This is a genomic window from Roseibium sp. (assembly GCF_050301095.1).
Lineage (GTDB): Bacteria > Pseudomonadota > Alphaproteobacteria > Rhizobiales > Stappiaceae > Roseibium.
The window spans coordinates 1-9,397 of sequence record NZ_JBNKYW010000238.1 but is presented as its reverse complement, the minus strand read 5'-3'; the positions used below and the strand labels follow the sequence as shown (position 1 = coordinate 9,397).

The following is a 9,397-nucleotide window of genomic DNA, read 5'->3' as shown; positions in this document are numbered from 1 at the left end:
TTCGCGAGTTTCAGGGCGAACCCGTACCTTCGTCTACTGGGTGGCGCATTCCGCCGGTCTCGTGTCCATGGTCCAGTCCCCGGCCGGCATAGCCCCCAGCTTCGTTTTGAAGGACTTGCCGTTGTGCTCTCCCCGGCCTGTCAGAAGATTGACGTCGCACTGGCCGCCCGCATCCGGATCGAGCGTGTCATAATAGGAATAGGTGTATCCGGCGACCAGAAACGCGCCGCGCCGGTAGGCAATGGTCAAAGCCTGCTCCCAGCGGTCCCTGCCTATGGCCGAGTTTTCGGAATAGATTTTCAGGGATCCGTGCTCGTTTGCCTCCATCCAGGGTTCCTGGCCATACATGCCACCCCGCCAGACGATATTCGGCGCGTAGACCGCCTGCTTCCAGCCTTCCCCGGCATCGGTGAAGATGTAGAGATCCGCGCCATCCTCTGTCTCCACGAGGGTCGCCCGGTAGCGCACGATATCGCCATCGACCGGTACGGTCGCGACCCCTGCAATGGCGACAGCGGGAACGTTCGCAGGCTGAGCAGCCAAAGGGACCGGGCCGATCATTGCAAAAAGCGCCGCACAAACGAACAGGGCCTTTCTGGAAAGATACCTGGACACGTCAGTTACTCCATCCCTTCACCTGATATGGACCGGCCCCCAAAGCAGCGGGATTCGCCAGAACCGGTTGCCACACCATATCAGGATTGCACGACCCGGCGAGCGATAAGGAGTTCTTCTGCTACGAAATGGCCCCGAGAAAACGATCTGGGCAGCCAAAAAGCAAAAAGGCCGCCCGAGGGGCAGCCTTTTGATGAAGCACCGGTAGAAATGCTTCGAATATGGTGCGGTCGAGAAGACTCGAACTTCCACGGGTTTTACCCCACAGCGACCTCAACGCTGCGCGTCTACCAATTCCGCCACGACCGCATATTCGATTGTTCCGAGCACCTTCCGGCGTCGAGGCGCCCCATGTAGCAAAAGGAATTTGGGGGCGCAAGAGCCGAAATTGCAATAATTCACAGGCAGGCGATTTTTCTTCTGTCCCCCCTGTGGACAGTCGTCACAGCGGCCCGTCGGTCCGCATCGGACGGATCTCGGGAGCTCGCATCAGAACCTCGGTGATGGAAATGCCGATCCGTTCCCCCAAAAGCACCACCTGACCCTTTGCGACCAGCGTGTTGTTGGCGTAGATCTTGACGTCGTCGTCTTCGGAAACGTCGAGATCGATCACCGCGCCGCGGCCCATTCGCAGAAGCTGATGCACCGGCATTTCGGATTCGCCGAGCACCACGGAAATATCGACGTTGATCTCATCAAAGGTGGTCATCAGACACTTGAATCCTTAAATAGGGCGATACCCGCCAGCGCTGCACCATACCACGGCAAGGCAAGCCAGCTCAAAAAACAAAGAAGTTTCTTCCACATGTCAGCAGTCGATCGAGACGCCCTTTCCTTGAGTTTCCTGCCCAATCCGGGCTTCGGGCCGGTGGAATGGAAGATTTCCGACGAACTCGTCGACTATGAGAGTGCTCTTGAGGAAATGGACGAGCGGGTGCGGAGAATCATTTCCGGAGAAGCCCCGGAACTTGTCTGGCTGCTGGAGCACCCGCCTCTCTACACCGCCGGCACCAGTGCCGACGAAAGCGATCTGGTGTCCCCCGACCGGTTTCCGGTCTATCACACCGGCCGCGGCGGACAGCACACGTATCATGGCCCGGGCCAGCGGGTTGCCTATGTCATGCTCGACCTGCAACGGCGGCAGAAAGACATCCGCGCCTTCGTCTCCGCGCTGGAAGCCTGGATCATCAACACACTCTGGAACTACCATATCCGGGGTGAGCGCCGGGAAGACAGGGTCGGTGTCTGGGTTCGCCGCCCCGACCGGGGCGCAAATGTGGAAGACAAGATCGCCGCCATCGGCATACGTGTCCGCAAATGGGTGACCCTTCACGGCATCAGCTTCAACGTCGAACCGGACCTGGAGCATTTTTCCGGCATCGTTCCTTGCGGCATCTCCGAACATGGGGTCACCAGCCTGGTGGACCTCGGCATTCCGGTCACCATGGCCGAAAACGACAGTGTCCTGCGCGCGGAATTCGAGAAGATTTTCGGGGAGACGGCCTCGCTTTGATTTGACCATCCGATCAAATTAAAGAAAATGGTATTGTCAAATCATTAGAAGTTTTTCTTATCGTTACTTCTGACAATATTTGACAAAAACTCCGAAAATTTCATGAAGTAATGTAGATTTATATCCCCGAAAGCACATCTCATTTAACTTTCCTTCATTTTACTGAGCCAATACGCGTTCAAACGTCTCAAAAACGGGAATCCAGAACGTGTTCAAGGCTCTCTCAGGTCGCTCTCCCAGAAGCGTCATCACCAAAATTCTTCTGGCGGCAGCGGCCGTCATCGTGGTGATCTTTGCCGGTTTCGGCCTCTTCAACGATACGCTTCAGCGCAATGCCAAGACTGATGAAGTGCGTGACTACATGACAGGTGTCGGCCGGTCGGAAGTAAATATCGTCACCAACTGGTTCGAAGCCCGCCTTCTCCTTGTGAAGGAGACCGCCGAGCGGATCGCACGCCAGCCGGATGTGACCCCCGAGTTTTTCGACCTCAAGACCCTGACGGAAAACTTCAGCGCGACCTACTTTGGCGCGCAGGAAAACGGCAGCTTCAACATGTGGCCACCGGCAGATCTCCCCGACGATTATGACCCGCGTGTGCGCCCCTGGTACAAGGACGCCGTGGCAAAGGGCGGCCAAACCATCACCGCGCCTTATCAGGATGCCTCCACCGGCAACCTTATCGTGACAGCGGCCATGCCGGTGACTACGGGCGGCACCCTCGCAGGTGTCGTCGGCGGCGACTTCGACATCACCTATCTGGCGGACATGCTTGCCGAATCCGATATGGGCGGCATGGGATACGTGTTCGTGACCGATTCAGCCGGAACCATTCTCATCCACCCGGACAGCGGCATGATCTCCAAGCCGATTACCGAACTCTTCCCGGACCAGCCGGTCAACATCAGCAACGAGCCGCAATATGTCGCGAACGCCAAGGGCGACCGCATCGTCCAGTTCGTTCCCGTCACCGGGCTTCCCGTCGACTGGCAGATCGGGCTGTCGATCGACCGCAATGCAGCCTATGCAAGCCTTAGCAGCTTCCGCTATTCGGCCATTATTGCCACCGCTGTGGCGACCGTGCTGATGCTCGTGATCCTGGGCACTCTGTTCCAGGCGCTGCTCGCCCGCCCGCTTGCCTCTGTCACCCGCTCCATGGCCGAGATCGCTGACGGCAACCTGGACGTCACAGTACAGGGACTTGAGCGTTCCGACGAGATCGGATCGATTGCAAGCGCTGTCGAGGTCTTCAAGACCAACGGCCGGGAACAACGCCGCCTGGAGGCCGAGCGCGAGGCGGAACGCGACGCCAAGCAACGCCGCTCGGAGGCAGTCGATGAATTGCTCGGCGACTTCAACCAGGAAATCCGCAGCGTTCTGGAAACGGTTTCCGGCGCAACCCAGGAGCTGGAACGGACCGCAAGGGAACTGGCGGAAACCTCGGAAAAGAGTTCCAGCGATGCCGAAACTGCAGCCAGAACGTCCGGCGACACGGCTTCCAATGTGCGCTCGGTCGCAGCGGCCTCCGAGGAACTGACCTCATCGATTGCCGAGATCGCGCGCCGTGTTGAAGAACAGGCCTCGATTTCCGGCAAGGCTTCCAACGCCGCCTCACAGACCGACGAAACCGTCCGGACGCTGGTGGCGACCACGGACCGGATCAGCCAGATCGTCAGCCTGATCAACGACATCGCCGCCCAGACAAACCTTCTGGCGCTCAATGCAACCATCGAGGCGGCCCGTGCCGGGGAAGCCGGCAAGGGCTTTGCGGTCGTGGCCTCGGAAGTGAAGTCGCTAGCCACCCAGACGGCAAGTGCAACCGAGGAAATCGCCACCCAGATCCAGGCGATGCAATCCGTTTCCAATCAGGCGGCCGACGCGATCAAGGACATTGCCAATGTGATTGCCGAAATGTCCGAAATCTCGCAGGACATTTCCGTCTCCGTCGAGCAGCAGAGCCTTGCAACGACCGAGATTTCGCGAAACGTCAACGAGGTATCCACCGGCACCGACGCCATCTCCGAGACCATCATTCAGGTCTCCAGCGGCGCGCAGTCGACCGGCCGCAACGCCGCCGATGTGCTGTCGACGGCAGAATCGCTCTCCGTCCAGGCGGAAAACCTCAGGACAAAGGTCGACGGGTTCTTCGACGGCATCCGCGCGGCCTGACCGGCGAACTGAAGGCTGAAGAACAGATCAGGAGACGGCGGACCGGAAGGTCCGCCGTTTTCGTTCAGGAAAGCGTTTCCAGGAAGGCTTTCAGCCGGGTCATGCCACCCGGCGCCCAACCGAGCACCTTCAGCTTGCCCGGTTCCATCACCCCCACCGGTCCGGCGCCACGTCCCGGCAGGTTTGCGGTCATCCCCTTGACCCCGGCGTAGAGCTTCAGGAGATCCTGCCGGTCGAGCAGCAGATCCGAGACATTGTAGACCTCATAATCCGTTCCTTCCCCCGGCCGCTTTTCCAGAACCAGGGCCACCGCATCGGCCAGATCGTCCCCATGCACTTCGGTGCCGAGCCGGGGCGCGATTTTTCTGCCCTCTACAAATGCCTCGAACAGATCGGACCACTTGTGAACGCTCTGTCCCGGCGGACAGCCGTAAATCCCGGTCGCCCGCAGAGAAGTGCCGCAGAACCCGTCGTCGCAAAGAGATTCAAGTGCCTGCTCGCAAACCAGCTTGACCTGACCGTAGAGTGTGTCGGGCCGGGTTTCGGCGTTTTCCGTCAAAACCGCCCAATTGCCGGTATCGGAATAGACGGCACGGCTGGACAGAAACACGCAATGCCTGATCCCGGCTGATTTCGCCGCTTCGAACAGGCGGACGGTTCCTTCCGCGTTGCGTGCTATGAAACCGTGCGGGTCGTCGCCTTCCCCGCCCCGGTATTTTCCCGGAACATGGGAAAAGGCGCAGTGAACAAGCGCATCGGCCACCGGCAGACTGACGGAGGTGTCGGAGAGATCCCATTCCTGAAACCCGGTTCCCGCCTGCGCGGGCGGCGTCCGTCCCATCAGTGTCAGCTCATGTCCGTCGTTTGACAGCCTGGACGCAATGAAGCGGCCAAGCGTGCCGCTGGCGCCCGTTATAAGAAAGTGCATTCACGAAGCCTGTTGATTCGCCCATTCCCGCGGACCGGGCAGAGTGGCCAGATCGTAGGGGATGCCGTCCCCTGTTGCAAAGGCCTGCCACAGGTCTATCAACGGCTTCAGGCGTTCCGATTTCTCGTGCCCGATTTGCCAAGGTTTCTCGTACTGGAAATGGAGGATGTGAATCCGGCTCCAGTCCCAGAGGTCCGGCAGGTTGAACCAGACATATTGCAGCATGTTGTAGAAAACCGGCAGGCCGTGCCAGTCGGGGAAAAAGCTCTCCAGAAAGGTCTGGTCCGTGCGCCGCCAGAACACCTCCGGCTGATCCAGCCGTTCCATCATGGCCTGATAAGTCGGAACATCGGGCACTGCCGTAAAGACACCGCTGTTCATGCGGTGAAAGTCCGCGAGGCTTTCATAGACATTCGGCGCCGCGCAGAACTCCGGATAGCCGAACAGCTTGTCGCAATTCTTCAGAACCAGCGCATCCGCATCGATGAAGACGACCTTTTCGTAGTCGGTGAGTTGCCACAATCGCAGTTTCACGAAATTGTCGAGTGGTGTGTGGAAGACCGGCTTTCCGCCCTTTGTAAAAGGTGCGGCTTTGTGCAATCGCCCACGCTCGTGGCGCTCGTTGAAAGCCTCCGATGTCGGCAACCGCGCGCAGCGCCCGAGCCGCGGCTTGAACGCCCGCAGAACCGATAGGTCTTCCTCGTCAACGCCCGGCGTATAGAGCACGACAAGATCGGCCTGCGTGCCCGTGCGCCGCAACGAGCGCAGCAGTGCCGAGGCGCCCAGCACATAGTCCCGGTTCGTAACCAGGGTGACATAGGCAAGGGAACTGGCGGGCGCCCTGTCGAACTTGGGAGCATCACCCATCGGCCAGCCTCAGGAGACCGACTTCAGCCGGGGATGTTCCGGATCGCGCTCGATCTCTTCGGCGATCTCCTTCGTCCAGGCGGAGACTGCCGGCACCCGGCTGCGGTCCACCCGGTAGGCATAGGCCTTGGCCACATCCATCACTTCGCTTAAGAGGCCGTCCTTCAGGGTGATCGGATCCAGCCCCAGGTCCAGGAATTGCCTGTTTTCGACCACGAGATCGTTTTCCGCAGCCTCCTTGCGCGGGTTCGGCAGATAGGCCACCTTCGCGCCGGTGAGGCGCGAGATCAGTTCGGCCAGATCGCGGACCCGGTGGGTCTCCGTCATCTGGTTGAACACCTTGACCCTGTCGCCCTTGGCAGGCGGGTTGTTCAACGCGAGTTCGATGCAGCGCACCGAATCCTGAATATGAATGAAAGCCCTTGTCTGGCCGCCCGTGCCATGAACCGTCAGCGGATAACCGATGGCCGCCTGGATGAGAAAACGATTGAGAACCGTGCCGTAATCGCCGTCATAGTCGAAGCGGTTGATGAGCTGCTTGTGGCGCAGCGTCTGCTGTGTGTGCGTGCCCCAGACGATACCCTGGTGCAGATCGGTGATCCTGAGACCGTCATTCCTGGCGTAGAACTGGAAGAGCAGCTGATCCAGGCACTTGGTCATGTGATAGATCGAACCGGGGTTGGCCGGATAAAGGATCTCCTGCGCTGCCTTGTCCCCGCTCAGCGTTTCGACATCGACACTCAGATAACCTTCGGGAATGGCCGCTCCGACGCTGGAATAACCGTAGACGCCCATGGTCCCGAGATGGATCAGATGCGCATCCAGATCCAGTTCCACCATGGCATTCAGCAAATGATGGCTGGCGTTGACGTTGTTGTTGACCGTGTAGTTCTTGTGCTGGTCCGACTTCATCGAATAAGGCGCGGCGCGCTGTTCGGCGAAGTGGATGATCGCATCCGGCCGGTTGTCGGACAGCCAGGCCTTGAAGACCTCGTAGTCCCTGGCGATGTCGATCAGGTGGAAGTGAATGGTGTTGCCGGTTTCCTGCTTCCAGATGCGCGTGCGTTCCTGGATCGAATCCATCGGTGTCAGCGACTGTACGCCAAGCTCCGCGTCGATCCACCGGCGGCTGAGGTTATCGATGATATGAACTTCGTGTCCCTTGTCGGAGAGATGCAGGGACGTGGGCCAACCGACAAAACCATCACCCCCCAGGATCGCAATCTTCACAAGAAATCTCCTTTGGTTCGCAAATTCGCACGAGCCGAAACGGCTCCGATTGTTTCACATGTGAGACCAGATCATTGCGATAATTCAATGACAACTCAACTCCGAACTGACCGATTGATATCATTGGGGTCAGCCAAGGTCCTCGCCCTCCTCGCAGGAACCGGGAGGTTACACCGTGCCGCGAACGTCAAAGGAACCGGACACGGGTTCGGCCGGTTCCAGATCCTTGATGGTGCTCACTCGTGCGAAGGAAGGTCCCACCCAGAGCGCGTCCATCATTTCCACCACAGTGTCCGAAGGTCCGCTCAGGACGGTCTCGACGTCGCCGTTCTTAAGGTTCCGGACCCAGCCGGACAGGCCGCGCGCCACAGCTTCGTCGGCGCACCAGGCTCTGTAGCCGACCCCTTGCACCCGGCCTTGAATAAGCAGGTGTACGGTCAAAGGATCCTTCGTCATCCGTTTCTCCGTGGCAGTCTTGGAAGCTCAGCTTATTGCAAGTCCACAAAAACGGAAATGTCTTCCACCGGCCAGGAAAGCCCGTCTCATGCTTCCGCTGAGAGCGAAGCCCGTCGGGACGCACGTTTCTGCTCGTCCGCCATGACCAGCAGGGATGCGCCGACGATGACGATCGCTCCTGGCCAGAAGGCTCCGGAAGGGGCAAACCCGAAGGCGAAGAAGCCGACTGCGATGTTGAGCGGGAGCTTCAAGTGGTCGAAGGGCTGCACGAAGGCGGCATCGGCCTTTTGATAGGCAAGTGTCAGGAGATAGTTCGCCAGAACCGTCAGGAGACCGGCCCCGACGAGAAGCCAGAGCGCTTCGCCGGAAAGCATGAGCCCCCCGTCGCCCAGAGCCAGGAGCGCGTTGACCGGCGTCAGCAGCAACAGAAGATAGAGCGTGATGGAATCGGCCTGCTCGGTCTCCGCCAGCTTTTTCGTCACCAGCGATGTCCCTGCCCAGAAGGCAGCTGCTGCCACCGGCAGAATGCCGCCCCAGGTAAAGGTCTCGTTCCAGGGGGCGAGAATCACCATGCCACCCGCGAACCCGGCAACAGTTGCCAGCCAACGCGTCAGCCCCACCCGTTCGCCGAAAAACAGTTTGGCACCGATGATGACGAAAAACGGCGACGTCATGACCAGGGCGATTGCCTGCCAGATCTCGACCCGTGCGAGACCGGCCACCCACATCTGAATGCCGATCACAGCAAGCGCGCCCCTCAGGAGGTGCAGCCCGATCTGCCGGGTTTTCAGGGCAGAGCGCCCGCGGCGCAGCACCCATGGCAAGGCAAAGAGAAGGCCCAGCGCGTATTGCCAGAAAGCGGCGGATGTCGAGCTGACGCCGAGCTTCATGGTCGAGGCCTGCAAGGCGCCGTTGACAAGGGCAAAGGAGGCTCCTGCCCCGATCATGGCAAGAGCGGCCAGCAGAGGTTTATGAGATGGTTTGTTCAGGTTGGCGGCCATGTCCGAGCTCCGTTCCGGTTGACGTTCCAGAACAGTCTCAAAAGACACGCACCCGCAGCCTCGAAAGAGGCAACGGCCAAGTTCTCTCTCATCCGGACTTTCAGGCTCCTTCCCGCAGGAAGGACCGCCATAACCGTCGGCTCCGGTCTCTCACCGGATCTGCTGACCCCTGGAATTCCAATTGGACCTCCAGGGCGCTCGCGGGCTCCAGGTTTCCCTGATACCGCCGGTGGGGAATTTCACCCCGCCCCGAGAACTGCTCTCTAAGGGTTTCAGTATCCCTGAAATGATCTGGATGCAATAGAGGAAGAATGCCGTTCGTTACGGCGAAGGCCCGTCAGGCCATGCAGACCCGGTTTCTGCCAGCCTGTTTGGCGCAGTAAAGCGCATCATCAGCCCTGGCAATGGTCTGGCTGATCTTCTCGCCGTCTGCAACGCTCGCCCCCCCGATGCTGACGCGCATGGGGATGAGATGCTCTCCGTGCATGTGGGGCGTGGTTTCGATGGCCTCTCGAATGCGCTCGGCAATTGTGAAGGCGTCATCGAGGCCGCAGTCTTCCAGAAGACAATAGAACTCCTCGCCCCCGGCTCTTGCAAAAATGTGAGGCGCTTGAAGCACG

General features: G+C 59.5%; 9 protein-coding genes, 1 tRNA gene, 1 pseudogene and 1 riboswitch. Of the genes and pseudogenes, 2 read left to right on the top strand and 9 right to left on the bottom strand.

The genetic code is table 11. The features are described from left to right. Positions 1-33: 33 nt before the first annotated feature. From ACQY7U_RS20920 to ACQY7U_RS20910, 3 genes are all read right to left on the bottom strand, one after another. Complete coding sequence (locus tag ACQY7U_RS20920) at positions 34-615, bottom strand: hypothetical protein (RefSeq protein WP_428648828.1); 582 nt, start codon at positions 613-615, stop codon at positions 34-36. Positions 616-837: 222 nt separating this feature from the next. After that, positions 838-924 (bottom strand) — tRNA-Leu (locus tag ACQY7U_RS20915). 133 nt (positions 925-1,057) lie between these two features. Continuing rightward, a complete protein-coding gene (locus ACQY7U_RS20910) occupies positions 1,058-1,324 on the bottom strand; it encodes a FliM/FliN family flagellar motor switch protein (RefSeq protein WP_428648826.1) in 267 nt (88 codons plus the stop codon). Positions 1,325-1,420: 96 nt separating this feature from the next. Between ACQY7U_RS20910 and lipB the strand changes: the two genes are divergently transcribed. Both lipB and ACQY7U_RS20900 read left to right on the top strand, forming a co-directional pair. Further along, a complete protein-coding gene (gene lipB / locus ACQY7U_RS20905; protein WP_428648824.1) occupies positions 1,421-2,128 on the top strand; it encodes a lipoyl(octanoyl) transferase LipB in 708 nt (235 codons plus the stop codon). A gap of 514 nt (positions 2,129-2,642) precedes the next feature. Further along, positions 2,643-4,295: pseudogene (locus ACQY7U_RS20900) on the top strand (methyl-accepting chemotaxis protein); the annotation flags it as partial. A 64-nt stretch (positions 4,296-4,359) separates the two neighbouring features. Here the strand turns inward: ACQY7U_RS20900 and ACQY7U_RS20895 are convergent. From ACQY7U_RS20895 to ACQY7U_RS20870, 6 genes are all read right to left on the bottom strand, one after another. After that, positions 4,360-5,223, bottom strand: coding sequence for an NAD-dependent epimerase/dehydratase family protein (locus ACQY7U_RS20895; RefSeq protein WP_428648821.1), 864 nt, complete (start codon positions 5,221-5,223; stop codon positions 4,360-4,362). After that, positions 5,224-6,090, bottom strand: coding sequence for a glycosyltransferase (locus ACQY7U_RS20890; RefSeq protein ID WP_428648819.1), 867 nt, complete (start codon positions 6,088-6,090; stop codon positions 5,224-5,226). It lies immediately after the preceding gene. 9 nt (positions 6,091-6,099) lie between these two features. Continuing rightward, entirely contained in the window at positions 6,100-7,320 is a 1,221-nt protein-coding gene (locus ACQY7U_RS20885) for an NAD-dependent epimerase/dehydratase family protein (RefSeq protein WP_428648816.1), read from the bottom strand. A gap of 168 nt (positions 7,321-7,488) precedes the next feature. Further along, positions 7,489-7,776: an acylphosphatase gene (locus ACQY7U_RS20880; RefSeq protein WP_428648814.1), complete on the bottom strand. Its 288-nt coding sequence runs from the start codon at positions 7,774-7,776 to the stop codon at positions 7,489-7,491. Positions 7,777-7,862: 86 nt separating this feature from the next. Then, the gene (locus ACQY7U_RS20875) at positions 7,863-8,777 is read right to left on the bottom strand and encodes a DMT family transporter (RefSeq protein WP_428648812.1); all 915 of its coding nucleotides are present in this window, start codon (positions 8,775-8,777) and stop codon (positions 7,863-7,865) included. Positions 8,778-8,853: 76 nt separating this feature from the next. Continuing rightward, a riboswitch (FMN riboswitch) is annotated at positions 8,854-9,038 on the bottom strand. Between the two features lie 76 nt (positions 9,039-9,114). Then, the coding region (locus ACQY7U_RS20870) for a GGDEF domain-containing protein (RefSeq protein WP_428648809.1) at positions 9,115-9,397 on the bottom strand (283 nt) is incomplete at its 5' end.

Bases quoted from the DNA above. Each gene is read 5' to 3' on its own strand.
- ACQY7U_RS20895 (WP_428648821.1), bottom strand. From the start codon at position 5,223: ATGCACTTTCTTATAACGGGCGCCAGCGGCACGCTTGGCCGCTTCATT.
- lipB (WP_428648824.1), top strand. From the start codon at position 1,421: ATGTCAGCAGTCGATCGAGACGCCCTTTCCTTGAGTTTCCTGCCCAAT.
- ACQY7U_RS20875 (WP_428648812.1), bottom strand. From the start codon at position 8,777: ATGGCCGCCAACCTGAACAAACCATCTCATAAACCTCTGCTGGCCGCT.
- ACQY7U_RS20890 (WP_428648819.1), bottom strand. From the start codon at position 6,090: ATGGGTGATGCTCCCAAGTTCGACAGGGCGCCCGCCAGTTCCCTTGCC.
- ACQY7U_RS20910 (WP_428648826.1), bottom strand. From the start codon at position 1,324: ATGACCACCTTTGATGAGATCAACGTCGATATTTCCGTGGTGCTCGGC.
- ACQY7U_RS20880 (WP_428648814.1), bottom strand. From the start codon at position 7,776: ATGACGAAGGATCCTTTGACCGTACACCTGCTTATTCAAGGCCGGGTG.